The 23,624-nt window shown below is 46.9% G+C and carries 17 protein-coding genes; 11 read left to right on the top strand and 6 right to left on the bottom strand.

The genetic code is table 11. The features are described 5' to 3' along the window. Positions 1-40: 40 nt before the first annotated feature. Entirely contained in the window at positions 41-1,924 is a 1,884-nt protein-coding gene (locus tag AC1S8V_RS07030; protein ID WP_482073019.1) for an ABC transporter substrate-binding protein, read from the bottom strand. Between the two features lie 165 nt (positions 1,925-2,089). Between AC1S8V_RS07030 and AC1S8V_RS07025 the strand changes: the two genes are divergently transcribed. The 4 genes from AC1S8V_RS07025 to AC1S8V_RS07010 all read left to right on the top strand — a co-directional run bounded on the left by AC1S8V_RS07025 (position 2,090) and on the right by AC1S8V_RS07010 (position 6,744). Continuing rightward, positions 2,090-3,340 (top strand): MDR family MFS transporter, encoded by a 1,251-nt coding sequence (locus AC1S8V_RS07025; RefSeq protein WP_482073018.1) that lies wholly within the window; start codon positions 2,090-2,092, stop codon positions 3,338-3,340. 163 nt (positions 3,341-3,503) lie between these two features. Continuing rightward, the gene (locus AC1S8V_RS07020) at positions 3,504-3,713 is read left to right on the top strand and encodes a helix-turn-helix transcriptional regulator (RefSeq protein WP_017690042.1); all 210 of its coding nucleotides are present in this window, start codon (positions 3,504-3,506) and stop codon (positions 3,711-3,713) included. 1 nt (position 3,714) lies between these two features. Then, complete coding sequence (locus AC1S8V_RS07015; RefSeq protein WP_482073017.1) at positions 3,715-4,485, top strand: DUF3169 family protein; 771 nt, start codon at positions 3,715-3,717, stop codon at positions 4,483-4,485. A 51-nt stretch (positions 4,486-4,536) separates the two neighbouring features. After that, complete coding sequence (locus tag AC1S8V_RS07010) at positions 4,537-6,744, top strand: serine hydrolase domain-containing protein (RefSeq protein ID WP_482073016.1); 2,208 nt, start codon at positions 4,537-4,539, stop codon at positions 6,742-6,744. 152 nt (positions 6,745-6,896) lie between these two features. Here the strand turns inward: AC1S8V_RS07010 and AC1S8V_RS07005 are convergent, their stop codons facing one another. Together AC1S8V_RS07005 and AC1S8V_RS07000 are read right to left on the bottom strand one after the other, a co-directional pair. Beyond that, a complete protein-coding gene (locus AC1S8V_RS07005) occupies positions 6,897-7,946 on the bottom strand; it encodes a hypothetical protein (protein WP_482073015.1) in 1,050 nt (349 codons plus the stop codon). Further along, positions 7,946-9,781 carry an HSP90 family protein gene (locus AC1S8V_RS07000; protein WP_482073014.1) on the bottom strand — a complete coding sequence of 612 codons (1,836 nt, stop codon included), beginning with the start codon at positions 9,779-9,781 and terminating at the stop codon, positions 7,946-7,948. Before AC1S8V_RS07000 ends, AC1S8V_RS07005 begins: the two co-directional genes overlap by 1 nt. A 446-nt stretch (positions 9,782-10,227) precedes the next feature. Between AC1S8V_RS07000 and AC1S8V_RS06995 the strand changes: the two genes are divergently transcribed. From AC1S8V_RS06995 to AC1S8V_RS06985, 3 genes are read left to right on the top strand one after another with little or no spacing between them, the layout of a single operon-like run. Beyond that, a complete protein-coding gene (locus AC1S8V_RS06995) occupies positions 10,228-11,133 on the top strand; it encodes an ABC transporter ATP-binding protein (protein WP_482073013.1) in 906 nt (301 codons plus the stop codon). Further along, on the top strand, positions 11,126-11,959 hold the full coding sequence (locus AC1S8V_RS06990; RefSeq protein ID WP_482073012.1) for an ABC transporter permease subunit: 834 nt from the start codon (positions 11,126-11,128) through the stop codon (positions 11,957-11,959). The genes AC1S8V_RS06995 and AC1S8V_RS06990 overlap by 8 nt, the downstream gene beginning before the upstream one ends. A gap of 36 nt (positions 11,960-11,995) precedes the next feature. Next, positions 11,996-12,844: a MurR/RpiR family transcriptional regulator gene (locus AC1S8V_RS06985; RefSeq protein WP_482073011.1), complete on the top strand. Its 849-nt coding sequence runs from the start codon at positions 11,996-11,998 to the stop codon at positions 12,842-12,844. A gap of 3 nt (positions 12,845-12,847) precedes the next feature. Here AC1S8V_RS06985 and AC1S8V_RS06980 read toward each other — a convergent pair whose 3' ends face one another. Beyond that, positions 12,848-13,834: a Gfo/Idh/MocA family protein gene (locus tag AC1S8V_RS06980; protein ID WP_482074417.1), complete on the bottom strand. Its 987-nt coding sequence runs from the start codon at positions 13,832-13,834 to the stop codon at positions 12,848-12,850. A 336-nt stretch (positions 13,835-14,170) separates the two neighbouring features. On the opposite strand from AC1S8V_RS06980, the gene AC1S8V_RS06975 reads away from it, so the two are divergent. Both AC1S8V_RS06975 and AC1S8V_RS06970 read left to right on the top strand, forming a co-directional pair. Then, positions 14,171-15,457, top strand: coding sequence for a DUF5050 domain-containing protein (locus tag AC1S8V_RS06975; protein WP_482073010.1), 1,287 nt, complete (start codon positions 14,171-14,173; stop codon positions 15,455-15,457). Between the two features lie 184 nt (positions 15,458-15,641). Further along, positions 15,642-17,267: a helix-turn-helix domain-containing protein gene (locus AC1S8V_RS06970; protein ID WP_482073009.1), complete on the top strand. Its 1,626-nt coding sequence runs from the start codon at positions 15,642-15,644 to the stop codon at positions 17,265-17,267. Positions 17,268-17,381: 114 nt separating this feature from the next. Here AC1S8V_RS06970 and AC1S8V_RS06965 read toward each other — a convergent pair whose 3' ends face one another. Further along, the gene (locus AC1S8V_RS06965; protein ID WP_458125718.1) at positions 17,382-17,957 is read right to left on the bottom strand and encodes a GbsR/MarR family transcriptional regulator; all 576 of its coding nucleotides are present in this window, start codon (positions 17,955-17,957) and stop codon (positions 17,382-17,384) included. Between the two features lie 500 nt (positions 17,958-18,457). On the opposite strand from AC1S8V_RS06965, the gene AC1S8V_RS06960 reads away from it, so the two are divergent. Both AC1S8V_RS06960 and AC1S8V_RS06955 read left to right on the top strand, forming a co-directional pair. Next, the gene (locus tag AC1S8V_RS06960) at positions 18,458-19,687 is read left to right on the top strand and encodes a quaternary amine ABC transporter ATP-binding protein (RefSeq protein WP_482073008.1); all 1,230 of its coding nucleotides are present in this window, start codon (positions 18,458-18,460) and stop codon (positions 19,685-19,687) included. Continuing rightward, positions 19,653-23,060 carry a glycine betaine ABC transporter substrate-binding protein gene (locus tag AC1S8V_RS06955; RefSeq protein WP_482073007.1) on the top strand — a complete coding sequence of 1,136 codons (3,408 nt, stop codon included), beginning with the start codon at positions 19,653-19,655 and terminating at the stop codon, positions 23,058-23,060. Before AC1S8V_RS06960 ends, AC1S8V_RS06955 begins: the two co-directional genes overlap by 35 nt. Before the next feature lie 257 nt (positions 23,061-23,317). Here AC1S8V_RS06955 and AC1S8V_RS06950 read toward each other — a convergent pair whose 3' ends face one another. Continuing rightward, complete coding sequence (locus AC1S8V_RS06950) at positions 23,318-23,530, bottom strand: immunity 17 family protein (RefSeq protein ID WP_047842001.1); 213 nt, start codon at positions 23,528-23,530, stop codon at positions 23,318-23,320. Positions 23,531-23,624 lie beyond the last annotated feature (94 nt).

Here is a 23,624-nt window from a genome sequence, read left to right as displayed (position 1 = left end):
GTGAAGTCCGTTAATACGGCATTGCTACGCTCGCATAGTCCTACCACAACGGAATATACACCGGATAACTCGCAACCTCTTCCTCGGCACCGGGGCTTCTCTTCACCCACAACCTGCGCAGATCAGGCAGACCATACCCCGCAAGACGATAATCTCGCAACGAATCATGATGGGCGTGTTCTTCCTTGAAGCTGTATGTGGGCAGAAGCAACGCCTCCTGAATCAGTCGATCTTCTAACCGAATCAATCTATTCAACCGCTCCGCAGGTTCCTGAATCATGACCACTCGTCCACATTCCTGTTCCAGTTCAAGTCTCCAGTAATCATTCATCGCAATCAGGAATAACGTGTTCTGGAAGGTGAACATCGTCACGAGACTCAGCACGACATGATCATTGAAGACTTCTCCTGTATAGATCAGATCACAATCCCCGAACCCATCTTGATAGACGGCATGGACCGGATCTCCCGGCATAATGTTGATATGTAGGCCAATCTGTTTACTTCTCTCTGCAAACCAGACCATATCTGCCTCCATCTTCTCGCCTTCTTCCACCCACAGACTTAAACTCTGCCCTTGGTAAGAGCTATAACGCAATAATGCTGAGGCCCGCGCCAGTGAGGTCTCCACGGAAAGTTCAGGTACAGGTGTAACAGAATATTCCATTTGTTCCGATTGCTGTTCCCAAGGCTCCCCTTGATCTGAACCCACCTTTAAAGGTTGCTGTACTCGTCCTCGAATCAGACTATAAGCAGCCTGCGTGTTCGTGCTTCCGAGCGCTTGCGACAACTCCTGCGCATTCAATAGCTGTTGAACAGCCCGGCGAAAATTCACATCATGCTGTGGCCCTTCCTTTTGCATATTAAACGTCATATACACTCCGCCCTGCATCTCATGCTGTACAGCTCGAGGTTGTGCATCCGGAAATAAATCATGCTTGATGATGGACTCCACCTTTCCCAAGTGGGGGAGCTGCCACACTTCAACGCGATCCACATAAGCCCTCCCTCTGAAATAGGCAAGGAACACCTCGAGCACGAGCAGCTTCGAATCATGACGGGTCAATCGATAAGGTCCTGTTCCAATTGGATGAAGCGGGTTCATCTCCACATCTCTAGGCAGGATAGATGCACACATACTGCTCATTAGATCCGGGAACATGAAGTTGGGCTTATTCAACACAAAACGTACAGTCAACTGGTCATACACTTCTATGCTCTCAATGGAACCAAACAGAGGCCTGCACGGGTTACTCTTGTCAGAGATAATGCGATCAAAGGTAAACTTCACGTCCTCTGAATCCAATACCCTGCCATGATGAAATGGTATACCTTTGTGCAGATAAAAGGTCCATTCCCTCCCCTCCGAATGACTCTCCCATGCCACGGCAAGACTCGGTTCACAGACCTGGTGTTCAGCATTATAGCGAACCAAACGATCGAAAACCTCCGCAATAATAAATACTTCTCCCCACATGGCCGTCTGCGTGGGATCCAATGTCTTAAAAGGAGTATTCTGTGGAATCCGCAAGGTGTCTACTCTGCCTCTAACTCCTTCATTCGAACGTAGCCCGAATTGGTTCTGTAACTCGCGCATCAATTGTTCTCGCATCGTGAATGGCAGGGTTGAAGCCAGTTCATAGGCGTCTTCCATTCTGTTCCCATACAGGAGATGTTCAAACCGCTCACGTGCCACTTCAAGCAGCGGCATACAGAAGACAAGCAACGATGTTTTACCTCTGCCGCGCTGCGGGTTCCATCTTACCCATCCGTTATCCATAAATTTGTTCATAATCAGGTTCATGTTGCGCATGGTACAACACAAATGATGGGCAAGTTCACCCACTGTGGTATGTATTTCTTGTTCCTCATGTACATGCAGAAAGTTCAACCGCAATTGAATGTAATGTTCTGATACGTCCATATATGCCCTTCCTTCTTCTATCTTCTAACTTCTATCTTTTAACTTTCTGTCTCTATCTGCTAAAATACGAAATCCATTCGATTGCTTCTACAGTTTTTCTTCAGGTTTTCCTCCATTATACTCAGTAACAGCAACATGACCAGTGGGAAGGAAGAAGAACGACTTATGAAATACGCCGATTTACACCCGAACATCAGGATACGTATCATTACTGATTTTTTCACCGATCTGACCCAGAAATCCATCATCCCATTCATGGCGATCTATCTGAGTATTCAGATTGGGGCAGGCTTGGCTGGATTATTGCTGACCGTTAATATTGTGGCTTCCATGATTATAGGATTGTGGGCAGGATATTGGTCTGACCGAATTGGAAGAAAGAAATTAATGGTGCTCGCACAAAGTCTGCAGGTCGTGGCTCTACTTGGCTTGGCTATCGCAAATTCGCCGTGGATGGATTCGATCATCGTCACTTGTCTCATGTTTCTCCTCAGCAGTCTCAGTTCAGGAATCACGGTTCCGATTGCCAATGCCATGATTGTCGACGTAAGCAGTGAACATGAACGTCAATATGTGTACAGATTGCAATATTGGACAACAAACGTTGCTGTAACTTTTGGTGCACTGATGGGCGGGCTATTTTTCGAATCATTTCGTTTCCTATTGTTCAGTCTGGTATGCCTTGAAAGCCTAGCTACCCTGTTTATTTTGATCTTTATGATTCGTGAAACAATGGATAAACGTGTGTTTGATTGTGGCGATGCTCCCATCCAGAGGAACATACTGAAAACGTACTGGGCGGTCTTTCAGGACAAACGTTTCATGATATTTTTCACGGCTACTGTACTTGCAGTCTCCCTGGAATTTCAGTTGGATAAATACATCGCTGTTCGTCTAAAAAATGAATTCACCTCACAACTGTTCGGTTTGGATCTTTCTGGTCTTCATATGTTCAGCCTGATCATGGTCATCAACACCGTCTTGGTTGCCTTGCTCGCCATTCCATTCTCCAGATGGATCGGTCGCTTCCAATTCAGGTCCATCATGACTGTCGGTATGTGCCTGTATACCGCAGGCTTCGCCGTGCTTGCTTTCAGCAACTGGGCCTGGTTACTCATCTCATCCGCTATATTGCTAACCATTGGAGAATTGATGTATGCCCCTGTTCGTCAGGTCATGCTCGCGGGTATGATTCCCGATTCGGACCGTGCTGCCTATATGGCTGCTGACGGGTTGAGTTACAACGCTGCTGCCCTCCTCGGCAGTCTCGGGTTAACCATTGGAGCCTTTCTGCCCTCCTATGCGATGGCTGGTCTGTATATCCTGATGGGGCTTGGAGCGCTCATCTTTTTCCGAATGGTACTTCGGCAGACAGAGGAACCGAATCAACATCTGCCGTGTGCAGATGCATCTTGATTTCACTTTTCCGGCAACAAAATAATCTTCCAAGGGAGCCCGGGCAGGCTCTCTTTTTCAAGTTCAATCTCATCGCAGACAGGTAAATTATTTTTAACATTTTGTATATTATAGTTTACATTTAGTTAAATATCATTTACATTATGTTCATGGAGGTGAGCAAGTGGAAGAATTGCACAATCACGTTCGGGAGTTACGAGCCAGAGACCGGCTATCCCAAGCAGAACTAGCCAAACTCATCGGCGCATCCCGCCAAACCATTGCCCTGATTGAACGTGGAGATTACTCCCCATCAGTCGTCCTGGCATTAAAAATAGCCCACGTCTTTCGTGAACCCGTCGAAAAAATCTTTGAACTGAAAGGTGGCGATTAGATTGAAACATTCATCCTCCTCATCCATTAAGAAGCGATTACGTCTTCCTCTGTACGCAGCAGGTGGTGCTGTCGTCGGTTTTCTCGGAGCCAGCGGAATCAACAAAATTCCATCTAATTTGAACTGGACGCTGTCCGTTTACTATGACTATGATCTTTTATTTGCATTACTGGCTGCTTCAGTGGTGGTTATGATGTTGTGGAACACGCTCAGTCTTGTTCGTACGCCATCTGTGCCTCCAACGGAAGATGAGGTGTATGGAGATTCTGACTCACTCACCTCTCCCGCTGAGCGTTCCCTCGGAAAAGCGATGATCCTCAGCGGATTGAGCGTTATTGTTGCGTTTACCTGGGTCGCACTTGCTCTGTCCTTAAACGCTTCCAACAGAAACATGCCGAATTTTCCCGAACTGTTTAACCTCTTGAATCTCTTTGCTGCGTGTATCTCTATCATCATCGTCGTTGTACTGCAAACACTGACTGTGAAGCGATACAATCGCTATTTCCCTGATCGCTCACTGGATCTGAATTCACGCAACATGAAGAAGGATCACTTTGAGAAACTGGATGAAGGTGAGAAATGGATCGTATACCGTGCAGCCTATCGTTCTTTCCAGATGATGAACATTTTGCTTGGGATCGGCATGGTCTCCATGGTGTTATACTCATCCCTCTTTAGCTTTGCTCCATTTCCAATTGTAATGCTCTCTGTGATCTGGATTGCCAACATCGGAATCTATTATCGTGAAACCTATCGTGCGAGTAATCAGTAATACATGGGGGAAGTAACTTTTTTGTAAATATTTTCATAAAGGAGTGTTTGCATGCATTTATCCAAACGAAAGACCCGTTTCAGGTTCACCTCACTAACAGGAGCTTTCATGGCCGTGGTTCTGTCTCTCAGCCTGTGGGTACCCGCGGTTCAGGCGGAGACCCCGACTTCTGTAGCTGCTGAACAAGGAAAAGCGAAAGCGCTGACAACCGAATCAGCTACAGCATTTCTCGATTCATTCTTCGATTCCCCTGAGGCAAAAGCCCATTATGTTGGAGCTTCTGTTGTTGTTGTGAAGGATGGTAAAGTTCTGGCGGAAAAAGGATATGGCTATGCTGATCAGGAGAACAAAACACCGATCGATCCGAAAAATACCGCCTTCCGTGTAGCCTCTGTCTCCAAAACATTCACGTCAGCAGCCGTCATGCAGCTGGTGGAGCAAGGCAAGGTTGATCTGCAAGCTGATTTTCAGACCTATGTGAAAGGGCTCGAATTTGATAATCCTTTTGACAAACCTGTAACTGTGGAGAACCTGCTCACACATACGACCGGATTCGAGATTCGTGATCCGCAGCAGGAAGACATCCATACTGATTTCGACAAGTACATAGCGATGGAGGATTACGCACAGCAACACATGCCTCCTGTCGTTCGAGAGCCTGGTAGCGCCTACATGTACGATAATTTTTCATTTTTGCTGCTTGGCATGATTGCCCAGAATGTAAGCGGTGAACCTTTTGAATCCTACATGCAACAACATATCTTCAAACCACTAGGTATGAATAACAGCAGTTTCATGCTGGACAAAAAGTTCCAAAAACAGCTTGCTACAGGCTATGATGCGGCACACAATCCGCTTGATCTGTACACCATCTCTCCAACACCAATGCCTCAAGGTGGCATGTTGTCTACCGCTGAGGACATCGGGAAGTTCATGATTGCGTTCCTGAACGATGGCGTGAAGGACAACAAGCGAATTTTCAAGGAATCCACGGTGAAAAGCATGGAACAGTACCGTTCTTCCATTCATCCACTGTTACCAAACACCACGTATGGATTCGAAGCTGCATTTCAGCTTCCCGGAGCAGGAAGTAGTCCAAGTATCATTACAAAAGGAGGCGATCTGACCGGATTCAGCTCTTATCTCTTCCTTATTCCCGAGCAAAATACAGGCGTTTTCCTGACGTATAATCAGAATGGAGCACTTCGTAATCTGTTCTACCCGGCATTCATTCAGAATTTCTTCCCGCAATATGCAGAGCCAGTGCAATTCAAGGAATACACGCCGCAATCCGCAGCTGAGCTGCAACGCTTCACCGGATTGTACGCAGATCTACGAATTAGCACGATCGTCAGCTCCCTGAAAAATGGCGGTACAGAGCCTGGACAACTGAGCATTTCGGACGTTTTTCTGGGTCAACGTAACCTGATTCAAGTGGAAGATCATCTCTTCAAAGATGAATTGACCGGTCAATTCACAGCATTCAAGAAAAATGCTGATGGAACCATCTATATGAAAGAACCTTACCTCAACCCTATGGGTTATGAGAAAAAAGGACAAAAGCCGATGGGCTTCCGGGATGTTCGTGAGAACAGTCCTTATGCTGAAGCAATCTATGCAATACAATCTCTTGGATATTATGAGAATGATGCCAACAAGGCTTTCCAACCGAAAACAGCTGTGACACGCGCTGAATTTATTGAGAATACCCTTAAACTGAGTGGATTGAAGCCCAGCAAAACAACACCTCCTGCAGGCACCGACTGGGCAGACCATGCAGCAGCCGGATATATCCAACTCGGATATGAATTGGGTATGATTACTGGCACGGACGAACAGCAGTTTAAACCGGATCAAGTAATTATTCGACAGGAAGCCATGGTCATGATGTGGAGGATTCTGCAACTGCAATATCCTAGTGAACTGTTCACGGATGTCAAACTTGCGGGACATACGGACCCATGGGCTGTACCAGCCGTTCAGATGATGGCGAAGCTTGGTATCCATGGACCTGAGGTAAAAGTGCTGGAAGATGGATCCATTGATTTACTTTCCCGCAAACCTCTGATTCGTCAGGAAGAGGCTGCGATTATGTATGCGTTGCTTACCCAACCAACAGATCAAATCGTCGCTGAACTGATGGCTGCTCAGCAGCCGCAAGCAGAACCTGCTGAAGAAGCCGAAGCTGCAGAGGAGACGTCTGAAACTGCACCGATTCCATCACCAGTGCCGGTCCCTTCTGCGACTTCAGCACAATAAAAATAAAACATCTTCATACCGATTAGATTTATCATGCTTATGATGCAGGAAAAAGCAGGCTTGTTCAGAAGGGTACGATCCTTCTCGAACAAGCCTGTTTCCTTACTTTTAATAACTTATTATAGCGATCTGTTACTGAGTTATATCCGTCTCTATTCGATCAACGAAGATACATGGCGGTTCCCGTTGCGCTGATCAAACTTGGCTGCAGCGGTCTGAGCATGCTCCGCAAAGTAATCGGCCAGCTTGAGCAGGTCGCCTGGATCACCTTCATACGGGAAGGACGCTGGCAGACGCAATCGGTATTCTGGAGATTCTTCCACCCAGCGGCGAAGCAACGATGCTGCTCTGGCATAAAACAACATTTTGGCGTAAGGATCTTCATGATCAGCAGCAAACACCAGTGTTTCCTCCAGCACATCAATGCCTTTTGCCGGATTCGTACGTGTGAGATAATCCATCTGCTCCGCAAAACTCTGCACAAAATCGTTTTGGCCTTTGATCAGGCGATATCCCTTGGTCTGATGTTTATCTGCTTCCGCAGTCCGTCCCAACCGATATAGCGGCATCAGAATTTCGGACAAGGTCAGATGCGGAATCTCCGCACAGCTCATACGCCCTTTCAGGATAGGCTGTGCCACCTCCAACACCTTCTCATCGTCTCCTTTTAACAAGAAATATCGCATAATCTCATCCTGCTCACAGGCTTCGCAGTCACTCATAAAGTCACGATCCATCGTTCTGAATCGATCATAACTGCGTCCCGCTTCCTCCAGCTCCCCAAAATCCATAAAGATCCGGAACCGATAATACCAGTAGGAGCGTTCGCTGTAACCGTAGGACTTGAAACGCCGTCCGAAATCCTCCAACAGCTCCAGGATCTTCTCGCGTGATATTTCCGGGAAGTCGGGCATCTTGCCCAATATCCATTTGTACGACCACATTAACGTTTCTTCATCATATTCTTCGGGCTGTTGGTCGAACTTGCCCAGCTGCCAGGAAAAAGCAATCAGTGCTTTCATCGGATAACCGCAGAATGTTGCTGTCTCCACAATCTCCGATCTTGCTTCATATGCCTCTTCCTCCATGCCGTTCACATCGGCAACTCTTGCTGCTTCCTCCAGCATACCGAGCTTCGCCGGACCATTCGGCAAGCCATAGGCCTCGTCCATCAGTTCTTCAAAATCCATCTCTGTCTTCATCAGGCATCCCCCTTACGATCTGTATTTGCACGCAAACCCCAATCAATAAAACGAACAATGCCCTGATTTAACACTTCAAGCTCTTGCTTGCTCATGGCATAATGCCCCATCATCAGTGCATTGACGTATAACATTTCGATGGCAATCGGTGTCATCTGGGCATCCGGTGACGTTAACACACGCTGAATAACCGGATTGTTCACATTCAAGTACAAGGTTGAATATCCTGCTGAACTCATGCCAGAAGACATCGAACCCAGAACAGATGAGAACAATTCCGTGCTCTCTTCGCTTGCTTTTTCCAGCGCACGCAGGGTAGAGGATTCCTGAGACAGCGTGAACAACACCGGCAGATCCGATGGCTTGAAACCTTTGACCTCAGCCCGACATCTGAAGCGCTGCAAAGCGGAATCAGCCAGTCGCAACGCATCATAATACGGATTGCGTTCAGCGGGTGGCACATCGGTGAAGCTCATCGAGACCTGATCCGGCTGGAGCCGCTCCGTGTGGACATTCTGCACAGCCAACGGAAGTGTCGCCATCAACTCGCTGTCATAGATGTAACCACCGTTAATAACCAGCATCGATTGTGCGGATGCCACATGGTGAATCTGACGGTACTCATCAACAGAGGACGTGAAATACAACGTCTCTCCTTCATCGATTAGCTCACCCAGATCCCGGTGACCCCTCGTGCTCTCAAATGGCAGCCAGCGATGAATCATCCCGTAGAATGCCTGATCCTGCACAGCCAGTGCCTTCATGGACAGAGCATGCAAGCGAATCAGCTTCTGCAGCCGTTCCGTCTGGCTCTCAGCCATGTCGGCCAGTCCCTTGCGGAGTGCGTCTCCGAGTTCGGAGCGAACTTCCTCCAGCTTCTCATTTTCATAAAAATGTTCCCGTGATGCCGTCGGTTGAAGCTCATCTGTCCAGATCAGACATTTCACAAAGAACGCCCACTCTGGCAAAATGTTCTCTGCTTTCTCCGAAATCAGCATCCGCTTCAAGTACACCCGGTGAGAACGCTTGGCATTCAGATTAACCGCGTGTGGCAGTACAAAAGCAATACCCCCGGTACGGCCTGAAGCCGTCGTCAACGGAATGAAATCCTGGAACTTCTCCCCAAGCAGACGTTCACCAAAAGCAAGCACTTCCGCTCGGCAAGAACGGGCAAGCTCCGGACGTGTTAACCAGATCGGAGAATCCTGATTCACAACAGATTGCACCCCATCATGAATCAACGTGACCGGATAAGGCAACAACGCACCGTAATAGAACAGAGCTTCTTTCACATAATCCGGTTCAAAGTAGTGCGCCGCGTCCGGTGTGCAACGCAGATATACTTTGGTCCCCGGGGACAGCTGTGTGTCCAATTGTCGAATCGTATAGGTACCATCCGGCTTGCCCCGCCACTCCATCGAAGGGCCGCCCTTCGCGGATTGCGTCAGCATGACGATTTCGTGACTCACCATGAAACAGGATAACAACCCAATCCCGAAACGTCCGATAAACGAAGTCTCTCCATCCAGCAGCGCTTGTTGCCCCCTCTTCGAGGATTGTCCAATCATCGCCAGGAATTCATGGATATCAGCTTCAGTCAAACCGATGCCGTTGTCCTCCACCATCATGGTCAGTTGCTCACCTGTTCCTGTCAGTTCCACACGAACTTTGCCCTGATACCCTGGCTCCGCCTCCGTTCGTGCGGTAATCGCATCGGTCGCATTCTGCATCAGTTCGCGCAAGAACACCTTAGGGCTGCTATATAGATGGTTGGACAAAATCTGGATCATCCCGCTCAGGTTCACTTGAAAGCGATATTCATTGGATGCTGTCATGACTCACTCACCTTCCTCTACGTCCAAACACAATATGTACCCATACAATGTATTCATATGGATGTGTTAGACGAATTCATTATGTAATCGTTAAAAACAGACGTTCCCGTGACAGGCACGCCATAACATCACGTCAAGCCGGCCCTGGATCACCAAGACCGGCGTTAGATGAATATTGCAGGCATTCATGAGACGTAAGGCCTCATCTTTCATTACCACGTCATCAATAGCAATGAAACGGATATTGTATCCTTACAATAAGGATACATGGTACAAGCCATAGTGAAAACAAACCTGAGACCCGATTTGAAGGGGAATTGAGGGTATGTGTGCATCCTTCATCCGGGACTATTGAAGGAGAAATACATCTTTTTTTGCTGTCCATTTGAACGATATGGTCCTACCGGACGTATAATCTCCAAACTCAGATCGGACGGTGAATGTACATGATCGAAGTACGCAATATATCCAAACAATTCAAGGTGCATCAAGCACTGAATGATGTCAGCTTCACAGTTAAACAAGGCAGCGTCACCGGGTTGATTGGCCCCAACGGTTCGGGCAAAACCACACTGATCCGCATCATGAATGGTGTCTTGGGCGCTTCAGGTGGACAGGTAACCATTAACGGATTGGACGCCGCTCGTGAGGCGGAGAAAGTACTGGCCATGTGTGGCACCCTTACCGAACAAAGTGGATTATATGAAAATATGAGTGGGCGTGACAATCTGACTTTCTTCGCTGATGCTTTTGGTCTGAAGCAAGCCAGAGAACGAATTGATGAGCTTGTAACCATGTTTGAGTTGCAGGATTATCAGCATCGAAAAGTCGGCACCTATAGCACAGGCATGAAGAAACGCTTGGGCCTTGCACGAGTGCTCTTGCACCGTCCTTCCATCCTGTTTCTGGATGAGCCAACCAATGGCCTTGATCCGGATGGAATTCAGATGGTGCTGCGCATTATCCGTCAGTTAAATAAGGAAGAACAGATGACGATACTGGTTTCATCCCACGTGCTGTCCCAACTGTCAGCTGTCTGTGATCGTTATATTTTTATGGAAAAGGGCCGCATTGTTGAGGAGGGTACGGAACAGGAGATCGTTAGCCGATACCTGTCCACACCAAAGCTCGAAGTAGAAGCCAACATGCCTAATGGATGGCACAATTCAACTAATTATACGCCTGAGACGACATCCGCATATCAAGCGACGTATCAGCTTCAATCCCGTGAGGATATTCCACTGCTGTTACGGCAATTAACGGAGCATGGCCAAGTCTATCAGGCCCGCATCACGGGCAGTGATCTGGAAAGCATCTATTTTGCTATAAGGGAGGCACACCACCATGAATAACCGCCAAGCCATACGTGCACTGGTACGCAAAGATATTCGGTCCGTCACAGCCAGTGTTCAGCTCTGGTTGCCCATGTTAATCGTTCCACTGATCATCGGAATTGTTATGCCCTCTGTGCTCCTGTGGGCGGCCTCCAGAATGGAACTTCGTTCTCTGGGCAACATCAGCTTTCTGCTCGAATCATTGGATACGTTAACCCATAGTGGACAGATTCCTCAGCTTGCTTCCATGCCTACAGATAATCATCGTATTGTCTATTATTTGGCCATGTATATGTTCGCTCCCTTGTTTCTCATCATTCCGGTGATGGCTTCCAGTATTTTGACGGCCAATAGTTTCGCTGGTGAGAAGGAACGCAAGACGCTGGAAGGATTGTTGTTCACACCGATCAGCATGGACACTCTGTTTAAAGGTAAAGTACTGGCTGCCCTGATCCCCTCCATTCTATTATCCTGGGTTACTTTTCTGATCTACGGATTGATTGCCAATATTCTGATGTACCCCATGTTTGGAACGTTGATGTTTCCCAATCTGAACTGGATGATTCTGGTCCTGTGGGTTGTTCCTTCTTGCAGTCTTATGGTGATTTTGTTAAACGTCCTGATCTCGGCCAAGGTTCGTGGGTTCCAGGAAGCTTATCAGCTCGGAGGATTGGTTGTCATTCCCCTGATCGCCTTAGTCGCTGGTCAGGCCAGTGGCATGCTGCTGATCGGTCCTTGGATGTTACTCATGATTGGAGCTGTACTCCTGCTCATAAGTTTGGTTCTGCTTCGTCTGGTCACGCTGTGGAATAGTCGTCAGCAACTGGCGGAAAGTCAGATCTGAGTGTTGTGCAGATTGAGAAATAAATAAACGCAGGTTATGATGTGGAGACATGTACTTTCGGATGATAATAGAGAGGAATGGAACAACCGCATGGAATCTAAACTACTTCAAAAATTAAAATATGCTCCACAATTAACGGCACAGGAGAAGCATATTGTGGACTACATCCTGAACAATCCCGAAGTTGTATTTGATTCTACAGCCCATGAACTGGCTCAGCAGACCTATACAAGCTCATCCACCATTGTTCGCTTATGCAAAAAACTGGGTACCAAGGGGTACCCAGACTTTCAGTTAAAGCTTGCTCTTGAATATCAACAGAGGCCTTCCGCGTTGCAGACGCTGAATTCTCCATCCGCAGAACAAGGAAACGTGCTGGCTGCCATCGACTCGGTTCCTTACCTGTATCAGCAGGCGCTGGATGATACCCGCCGGATGTTAAACGCTCCTGTTTTGCTACGAATCGCGAACTGGGTCAAAGAATCCGGACGCATCGATATCTATGGCAGTGATATGAATTATTATCTGGCGCAACAGGCCTGTGCTAAGTGGAATGAACTCGGCATATCTGCGATTGCTCACAATAGTCCCAACATGCATTATTTGAACACGATAAACCCCAATAGCCTGACGCTGTCTTTTGTTATCTCGCACACAGGTGAGAACCAATCCATGATTGAAGCCGCCAAAGTGCTGAGCAACAAACAGATGAAAGTCATCGCGGTCACGGGCAACAACCATTCAACCCTGTCCAGACATTGTGACGAAACGTTACTGGCTTATGGATACAATGAACAATTAAGGCTGTCTAAAATGTCTTCGATGGTTTCTGTACTTTATATTTTCGACATGTTGTACATGGGAAGCATTAGCGACACGTATTAACGATTACCGTTGATCTGCTGCGAATTGAATTCCGGCATCCTTACGCGCACTCATAAGTACACTCATCACAGACTGGCTGTGTTCCAGCAGTTCATAAGACCGTTTGTGATCCCCACTTGCATGGATGTCCCTGAACGCTTCCCACTCATAGTACAACCAATTGGATTTGGTCTGCGCATTATATTCCTCAGTAGGCTCATTCCCAATCTGAAGCCTGATCTCCCGGCAACCGTTTGCTCCCCCCACAACCTGAAGATATCCTTTCTCTCCCTGAATGAGGACGAAGTTCATGCTGCTTGAATCTTTGGCACCTACACATTCCGCAATAAACTCCGGGTACTTGAGAACCACAACACCTGAAGTATCAATTCCGTTCGCATGCTGGTTCGCGGTATACGATACAGAATTCGGACTACCGAACAGATTCATGACCAGATGCAGATTATAAATGTTGATATCCATCAGCGCTCCACCAGAGAATTGTGGATTGAATACGTTCGGTGTTTCCCCTGCAAGCAGATCATTGTATTTGCGCGAGTATTGACTGTAGTTACACTGGATGAGTTTGATTGGCCCGAGCTTGGGCAGTTGCTCCTGTATGATTTTAATATTGGGCAGATGAATGTTGGAGATGCCTTCAAACAGCAACAGATTCTTTTCTTTTGCAAGTGCAATCAGCGTTTCTGCTTCCTGAAGCGTGGACGTGAACGGTTTTTCACAGACGACATGTTTGCCATGTTGAAGTGCCTGATAGGCCTGTTCGTAGTGCATGCTGTTCGGTGAAGCAATGTAGATAAGATCTACATTCGCATCCAAGAATAGGGATTCCAGGTCCGTATAGATTGTACCGACCCCATACTTACCCGCAAGCTCCTGTGCTGTCTCTCTCTTCCGGGAGTACATCGCTGTACAAGTGACATCTTCTAGTTCATTTATCGCGGATAAAATGGCATCCACAATGGACCCTGTACCAATCGTTGCTATATTCATCATATCGTTTCGCTCCTGTCGTTGGTTTGTCAGTCGGCCTGTTCGCCTCATCCTTGACCGGTTTATCACGGTGATCGCCATATTCAATAACATGATCGCTCACTCCTCTGCTCTGGTTGAGTGTTATGTTATCACGAGCAAGTCCGGTGGAGAATGCTTTGGGACAGGATTGGCAGCATCATGCGCAATTCGATTTCAGGGTGGAATATGCATGAAATTCAATTTCATTCTCTTCTTTTTTTCATATTCGAGACCTAACATATCTTCCATTGTTTACCGATATAACATAAGGCGTTAATTACATACATATAGAAGAACGAAGGGGACGATGAAAGAATGAAAACAGGGTATACATCCTTACAACGCACCATCTGTACATTGCTGCTCATTACACTGCTTGCAGCAATGACATTGGGAGGCGGAAGCGCAGCCCAAGCAGCTTCACTCAGCCAATCCACAGTGTATTATGAGTCCGACGGAGTCTTGTACAAAGTATCCGCTGACAGCAGCAACACAACGGAAGTATTAATTGATTTCCAAGGGGTGGACTTGCTCGCAGCAGGCTCTTATCTCTACTACACTCAGACTGCTTCTTCCACAACATTGCTTCGGGTTCCGAATGACGGGTCCAGCGATGCGGCAGAGACATTTGCTACAGATGTGCTCAGCTATTATACGGACAACGGGTTCATCTATTATCTGGACGCAACAGGCACGATCTATCGCGCTAATGGCAATAGTGATGCTTCCGCTGTCACCAAGATTGCCGACAAGGCCGATACCGATTTTCCGTTTCTCGTGGTCGCCAAAGGGCGTGTATACTATAATGCGTTAGTTAATGGAAATACATGGATCGTCTCCAAAACGTCCAACGGTTCTGGATCTGTACAGCGGATTGCCGCAGGTGCAGTAGAAAGTCGTTATTTTACCAATCAAGCCAAAAAAGAACTGCAACTGATGGTGAATACAGATCCCTACGAGCAGTTCTACTCCACCAATGCTGTCGTCATGTACAAGGTGAATTACAACACTGGCAAGGCCACTGCTGTTAATCCCAAAGCCAAGCTGGATGTGAATGCTGTATATTCCGGTGGTTGGGGAAACAATCTTTACGTGTATAACAAAGGAATCGAGCTCGACAGCAACAAGGATTACAATTACGCCAAAGGCAAAGCATTTGCGTTAACGACTTCAGCCAAAACGCTTCAGCTTCACAGCAAGAGCGTCAGGGAAGTGAGTGCACTCGGTACAGACAAGGTTATCCTTGTTGATGCAGACAAAAAGGCTTATGCCAAAACGGTCTCCGACAACAAAGTGACCAAGTCCGCCAACCTGAACCTGAACAATGTAACGTATGTTGCGAATCAATTGACCAATGGCACATCTACGGCTGCATACATCTCGGGCAACAACGGTCTCTATTCAGTCAACACAGCTCTCAAGGTAACCAAACTTACCAGTGACGAATGGGATGCATTCCATATCAGAGATGATGTTGCCGGCCTGTTCTACATCAATGCCAAAGATCAGTATCGCCTGTATCACGTGCAAACGGGTGGAACTGGTAAAAAAGTAATGAGTGACGTTTTCCTCGACAATATTCTATTGGTAACACCGTACTAACCTATACTGTGGATTCAGACACATAGCCTATTTAACAGTCTTGTCCATAACAATGAGGATTACCTTGCAGCCATAATGGCTCTTGGTAGTCCTTTTTGGTGTCGAAAACTATTTTTCAAAAACATCTTCCATATGAGAATGATAATTGTTATCATTAAGAAAATAAGACAAAAGGATGGTCCGTATGACTGAACAGTTTCCCTTCATTGCTGAAACCTCATCTCTACCGCTCCTCTCCTCCATGTGCCGTGTGCGTCGTGGGGAGAATTTCCGTGTGCAAGGCAAGACGGTGTCCCGGCCCATGCTCTGTCTTATTTTGCAAGGAGACGGTGTTCTGGTCCTGAATGATACAGTCTATACGGCTCAAGCGGGCAGCTTGTTCGTACTGAAGCCAGGTACAACCATTGAGGCCGCTGCACGCTCGAATGTGACCGAATGTATATTGCTAAGCATGGATACGGTTCGTTTGCAGCAAGTGCGCGGTGAATGGAAAATGACCTCTTCACCCGCCTTCCCGCTGGATTGGCAGACAGGCAGATTGCTGGTTCGTCACGAGCAGCAGGCTGTATCACGTTTGGAACAACTGTATGAAACCTATCGTGGTCTTCAACCGGATCACTTTATCAGCATACATAGCCAGCTGCATGAACTGCTGCAATTTCTCTCGGAGAATCGGCTGGAAGCCAATCATGAGAAGGTAGACCCTGCCTTGGAACGCAGTATTATGTATATGCGACGTTACATGAGTGAAGGAATCAGCATGGATCAGCTTGCCAAAATCGCTGGACTTACACCCAGCTCCTATTCACGCAGTTTCAAGAAGGCCAAAGGCATGTCGCCTACCGATTACCTGAATCGTTTACGTATAGACGAAGCCAAAAAACAGCTGACAGCGGAACCATGTGTCCTCAAAGACGTCGCGGTATCTGTCGGATATGGCAACGAGTATTATTTTAGCCGCAAATTCAAACAAACCTTGGGTATTGCACCCAGCGTATATATGAAAAGAGATCAACTTCGAGTTGCCACGGCATCCATCATGGGATTCCATGAGAACCTGGCCTCGCTTGGACTACGCCCGGTAGCTGTGCTGGAAGGAGCCCTTGACCGGGAATTGGATGATTGTGAACAAGAACGCCGATTAACAAGGCAATTAGATCAACTTCGGCAGGCGAAGCCAGACTTGATCATCGGTGACTTTTACCACAAGCCCTATTACGATCGCCTGAAAAGTATTGCACCCACCATCATCTTGGAGTCCACTGACGACTGGAAAGAGAACCATATTCGCATAGCCGAATTGGTTGGACGTGAGAAGCAGGCGTTGCTGAATTTCAAGGAACTTGAGTTTCGCAAGTTTGAAGCAGATCAGAACCTACAATCCTATTTTGAACAGCGACGTATTGCACTGATGCACATCACGAACCAGTTCATCCGCTTGCAGGGATCTGGCGAGCACCCATTAAATCACTTGTTGTATACTGAATTGGGACTCCAGCCTGCTCAGCTTGTATCTCCCGAAAGTTCCAGAAATGAGTATGTCGCGGATAGTATCCCCGTGCTGGATACGGATTATCTGTTTATCCATCGTGCTACGCTTCAGCCTGCCAGTGAAAAGGTGTTCCGACGCATGAAGCAAACGGCATCGTGGAATCGATCTCCTGCCGTGTTGAAAGGTAACGTTCACGATATCTCAAATTGGCAACGGTTATGCTGGACTCCGGCTGGCCAATTGCAGATTCTGAATGAACTGGAACAGATTTCACAGCAGTCTGTGGCCTTTCCTCAGGCAGGTCTGATCGGACATTAAACGAGAATATCAGCTCGCAATGATGTGTAGTGTTTATTTATTCGATCGTGTTTCTTCATTATAATTAACAAACCAAAGGGCCCCCTCCTGTAACGGAAGGGGCCCTTCATGTAGTTATGAATGTTCCTTAATCTCTTCCTTCGGAACCAGCTTGTATATCTCTTCATCTTCCATGGTATCAATCAACCGATCCAACCATTTGTAATATGCTTCCGCTTGCAAAACCTTATGTTTGTCTTCCATCAGAATGTGGATAAGTTCAGCATCTGCCTGCTCATCCAGATCTTCAACTAATCGATTCAGTTCTTCAATCGATTTGCGTAGAACCTGCAGGTTACTCTCCACGGCTTTTCTCCACTTAATCGCAAAATAATCCGTAAATGTCTGATGCCAGTCATATTCCACTTCATATAGGTCTTTCCTGGAGCCCTTGCTCCATACTTTGTTTACCATTTTCAAATCCAGCAGTGTTCTTACACCTGTACTCATACTCGTTTTGCTCATTTCCATTTCCCGTCCCATATCGTCAAGGGTCATTGGTTTGTCTGCAAAAAATAGCAATCCATATAAGTGTCCCGTAGACAGCGTAACGCCGTAAAGATCCATATTACGTCCAATGGCTTCTATGACGCGTTTACGAATCCTCAGCACGGTTGCCTGCTGTTCCTCTTGTAAATGGTCCAAGCCCATGCTTGCAACCTCCATTCTGAACATTCCACAGTCTTGGCAAAATAATTGCAACACTTTAAAAGTCCTGTTTACATGGGAAAGCATCCGGCCGGACATCCTATATGCCAGAGGGCTTTCTTTCACCCAATGTATGAAAATGGGAACTTTACCAGACTACATTTGCCTATGACTATCTTTTAACCAAATAAATCAGCTTCAATTCAGCTCATTTTCTATTGTAGGAAAAGCAATGTCAAATGTAAAGGTGCCTTATTAGCCATAATAAGGAGAATGACGGAGTATTTGGACGAAAAACTTTGTACAGTTTTTACTGTACAAACATTATGTACTGTTTATTCAGTTGATATACTCGTTAAGTATTGTTAGTATTAAAAACGTTACCCAGAAAGACGGGAAGCGAAGCAACAATTACCGGATTTCGTGGCTGGGCGCACAAGTGTATGGGCTTGTGGATGCTAAAAGCCGTTCGAAGTGCACAACACATCAGAAGGGGTGAAACCATGACCATACTTGAAGTAAAAAATGTAAGTAAACTATTTGGTTCCCAAACCGAGCAAGGTATTCAATTACTGGAACAAGGTTGGGGCAAAGAAAAGTTGGCCAAAGAAAAACAGATAACGGTTGGTGTTAACCGGGTCAACATGGAAATTAAAGAAGGCGAAATTTTCGTTATTATGGGGCTGTCTGGTAGTGGTAAATCCACACTGGTTCGGATGTTTAATCGTCTGATTGAACCAACATCAGGAGAAATTCTGGTCCATGGTAAAGATCTACGCAAGATGAACAAAGAACAATTGCGCGAAGTGCGCCGGAAAACGATCAGCATGGTCTTCCAGAAGTTTGCGTTATTCCCGCACCGTACCGTTCTTGATAATGTGGAGTATGGATTGGAAATACAGAAAGTAGACAAGGAAGCACGCCGCGAGAAGGCGACAACCTCACTTGAGCTGGTCGGCCTTAAAGGCTGGGAAGACAAGATGCCAGATGAACTCAGTGGCGGGATGCAGCAGCGTGTTGGCTTGGCCCGTGCCCTTGCCAATGATCCGGAAATACTGCTAATGGATGAAGCCTTCAGTGCACTTGACCCATTGATTCGTCGTGATATGCAGGATGAGTTGATTGAGCTTCAGGATAAAATGAAAAAGACCATTATTTTCATTACCCATGACTTGGACGAAGCGCTGCGCATCGGCGATCGCATTGCCCTCATGAAAGACGGCGCAGTTGTGCAGATTGGTACACCGGAAGAAATCATGATTCAACCTGCCAACTCTTACGTGGCCCGCTTCGTCGAAGATGTGGACTTGTCCAAGGTCCTCACTGCCGCTCACGTCATGCGTCGCCCTGAAACCATCACGCTTGACCGTGGACCTCGCGTTGCCCTCGAATTAATGCGCGAAAGTGGCGTTTCCAACCTGTTTGTCATTGATCGTTCGAAGAAGCTGCTTGGTGTCATTACAGCAGAAGACGCTTCCCGTGCGATGCGTGAAAACAAAGTATTAAAAGACATTCTGATCACGGACGGGCCGACGGTGTCGCCTGAGACCCTGATTCATGAATTGTTCGAAATTGTAAGTTCCGCTCACGTGCCTCTCGCTGTTGTTGGTGAGAACGGCCGTCTGCAAGGTGTTATCGTCCGTGGTGCCCTGCTGGGAGCACTTAGCGGTGAAGTTGCAGTAAAGGAGGAACTTGTGAATGATTCCCAAAATACCACTAGCGTCGTGGATTGAATCCATCGTTGACTGGATGAGCTCCTCGCTCTCCGGATTGTTTAATGTAATTTCCACCGTTATTCAAGAGGTTGTCGGATTTTTCTCTGGGCTGTTTATGTTGCCCCATCCGCTCCTATTCATTGCGATATTGGGTGTTCTTGCGTTTCTCGTAGGTCGACTCCCACTTACCCTATTCACGGTTATCGGGTTCTTGCTCGTCGATAACCTCGGATACTGGTCCCAATCGATGGACACACTCGGCCTGGTTATCACTTCAGGATTGGTCTCGATCCTGCTTGGTGTACCTGTCGGAATCTGGCTTGCATACAGTAAAACTGCGGCGCGTATCATTACACCGCTGCTTGACTTCATGCAGACGATGCCTGCATTTGTCTACTTGCTGCCTGCTGTTACGTTCTTTAGCCTTGGTGTTGTTCCAGGTGTTATCGCATCCGTCATTTTTGCGATTCCACCAACGATTCGTCTGACTCACCTCGGTATCAAGCAGGTGTCTAGTGAATTGGTCGAAGCAGCTGATGCCTTCGGCTCGACGTCTATGCAAAAGTTGTTCAAAGTACAACTTCCACTCGCGCTGCCTACCGTGATGTCCGGTATTAACCAGACCATCATGCTCTCACTGTCCATGGTTGTTATTGCATCCATGATCGGTGCACAAGGTATTGGTGCGGAAGTATATCGTGCGGTAACACAGCTTCAGATTGGTAAAGGTTTCGAAGCGGGTCTCGCTGTCGTCGTACTCGCGATTGTGCTTGACCGTTTTACACAAAATCTGTTTATGCCAGGTCGCAAAAGAACCTCACGGATCACGACAAAGCAAAAAGCATGGATTACTGCTGCGGCAACGTTGCTTGTACTCATAGCTGGTTTCTCTCAGTATTTCGTTGGGGGAAACACTTCTGCCGGTGGCAACAATGCACCAGCCAATGCTGTAGGTGAAGAGGTTAACTATCAGATTATTGGTATCGATGCAGGTGCGGGTATCATGAAATCCACAGCCAAAGCGATCGATGATTATAATCTGTCCGACTGGACCCTCATTGAAGGTTCAGGCGCAGCCATGACTGCCACACTGGACAAAGCGATCAAAGCTGAGGAACCGATCATTATTACGGGTTGGACTCCGCACTGGATGTTCAACAAGTATGATCTGAAATATCTGGAAGATCCCAAGAAGTCCTTCGGTGATGCGGAAGAAATTCATACCATCGTTCGTAAAGGGTTAAAAGAAGATCATCCTGTTGCTTATGAATTCCTGTCTCGTTTCCAATGGACTTCCGATGAAATGGGTGAAATGATGACTGCCATCCAGGAGGGCACATCTCCGGAAGAAGCAGCCAAAGCTTATGCCGAGAACCATGCAGATCAGATTGATGAGTGGACGAAAGATCTGACTCCGGTGAACGGCGACGACTTTAAACTTAGCTATGTGGCTTGGGATTCCGAAATCGCAAGTACCAATTTGCTGAAATATGTACTGGAAAACAAACTGGGTTATAAAGTTAATGCTCTCCAAGTCGAAGCCGGACCGATGTGGACGGGTGTTGCCTCAGGCGACGTAGATGCCTCTCCAGCGGCTTGGTTGCCACTGACACACGCTGACTATTGGGATAAGTACAAGGACCAGATCGACGATCTGGGGGCCAACATGACGGGTGTACGTACAGGTCTCGTGGTTCCTAGTTACATGACTGAAGTGAATTCGATTGCAGATCTGGAGACAGGTGCCGCTTCTTCCGCTCCAGCGGCAAGTGCCAATGTGGGAGAAGAGGTTAATTACCAAATTGTTGGTATCGACCCGGGCGCAGGTCTCATGAAGGCCACAGCAAGAGCCATCGATCATTATGAATTGTCTAACTGGAATCTGATTGAAGGCTCCGGAGCAGCGATGACTGCATCGCTAGACAAAGCCTATAAAAATCAAGAGCCAATCATCGTTACAGGTTGGACTCCCCACTGGATGTTCAATCAATATGATCTGAAGTATCTGGACGATCCCGACTTAATCTTCGGCGATTCCGAGGAAGTTCACACCGTAGGACGTAAAGGGATAAAGGAAGATCATCCCGTTGCCTATGAGTTCTTCTCTCGCTTTAATTGGACTGCAGATCAAATGAGTGAAATCATGGTTGACATTCAAAAGGGCGCTTCGCCTGAAGAAGCTGCCAAGACTTATGCAGAAAAACATCCGGACCAAATTGAAGAATGGACCAAGGGGTTAACCCCTGTTAGTGGTGACAATTTACGTCTCGGATATGTTGCATGGGACTCTGAAATTGCGAGTACGAACCTGATGAAGTATGTGCTTGAGACGGAACTGGGTTATACAGTAAAAGCACTGCAAGTTGAAGCCGGACCGATGTGGGCAGGCTTGGCAGCAGGAGATATCGATGCTTCTCCAGCCGTTTGGCTCCCGCTTACACACGGAGACTACTGGAAAACATATGGTGACCAGATTGAAGATATAGCAGTCAGTATGACTGGGGTCAAACAAGGACTGGTTGTCCCAACTTACATGAATATCAATTCTGTTAAAGATTTGAAAGATAATACAGATGCTTCTCCTGCACCATCCGCTGTTGGTCCGGAAGTCAATCACCAGATCATCGGTATCGATCCAGGTGCTGGTATTATGAAATCCACGGCTAGTGCGATTGAAACATACGGACTGACCAACTGGAAGTTGATTGAAGGCTCCGGAGCAGCCATGACGGCTACACTGGACAAAGCTTTTAAGAACGAGGAATCAATTATCATTACAGGTTGGACTCCGCACTGGATGTTCAATCAGTATGATCTGAAGTATCTGGAAGATCCCGACAAGGTCTATGGTGACGCGGAAGAAATTCACACTATTGCCCGTAAAGGTCTGAAAGAGGATCACCCTGTCGCTTATGAATTCTTGTCCCGTTTCCAGTGGACTTCTGATGATATGGGCGAGATGATGATTGCTATTCAGGGCGGTACTTCTCCGGAGCAAGCTGCTAAGGACTATGCCGGGAAACATAAGGATCAGATCGATGAATGGACTAAAGATCTGACCCCGGTAAACGGTGATGCATTCCGCTTGGGTTATGTAGCTTGGGATTCCGAAATCGCTAGCACGAACTTGCTGAAATATGTGATGGAGACCAATCTCGGTTACAAAGTAACGGCGTTACAAGTCGAAGCTGGACCGATGTGGACTGGCGTATCTACAGGTGATGTGGATGCCTCTCCTGCAGCCTGGTTGCCTCTCACGCATGCCGATTACTGGGATAAATACAAAGACCAGATCGACGATCTCGGCGCGAATATGACCGGTGTCAAAACCGGACTCGTTGTACCAGCTTACATGGATGTCAAATCCATTACAGATTTAAAAGATAATTAACCAGATTGAGATGCATAAACCTTAATTAGGTAAAAATCCCACCGAGAATTAATAATTCCGGTGGGATTTTTTTATTTAGCGTTATTTTATTTTCCTTTTCTTTATTCTGTTGTCTTTCTCAGACAACGTGAAGTCAAACGTTTTCTCTTCTACCGTTGCACTAGTTCCTCTTTACGCGCTCGTGTCAATCTACGTCTTAAATGCATTCAAACTACATGTTCTATGTAAGCAAGACCTGTAGAATTCTTTAACTGCAGCTAACCGATCAGTAACAGTAATACACCAATGACAATCATGACAACACCGAGAATACCATATACCACTCTTGCGCCCTGTCGTCCAATGGTCTTCACAAAAATCCCTGCTCTAAAACTCTTCATAAACCAGTCCCAATTGTTGATTCCTCCGAGTAAACTAAAAATTCCTGCCGCTATGGCAAATAGTGCGATTAAAACGGGTTGATCTTGCATGTCGTCAACACTCCTTTAATATAATCCTGTATACTATACCTTCACTTAGTGAAAATTAACAGGCATTAATTAGTAAAAAAACAGCTTGCAGATG

The organism is Paenibacillus sp. B46(2026) (assembly GCF_056786355.1).
This window is presented reverse-complemented; position numbering and strand designations above follow the sequence as displayed.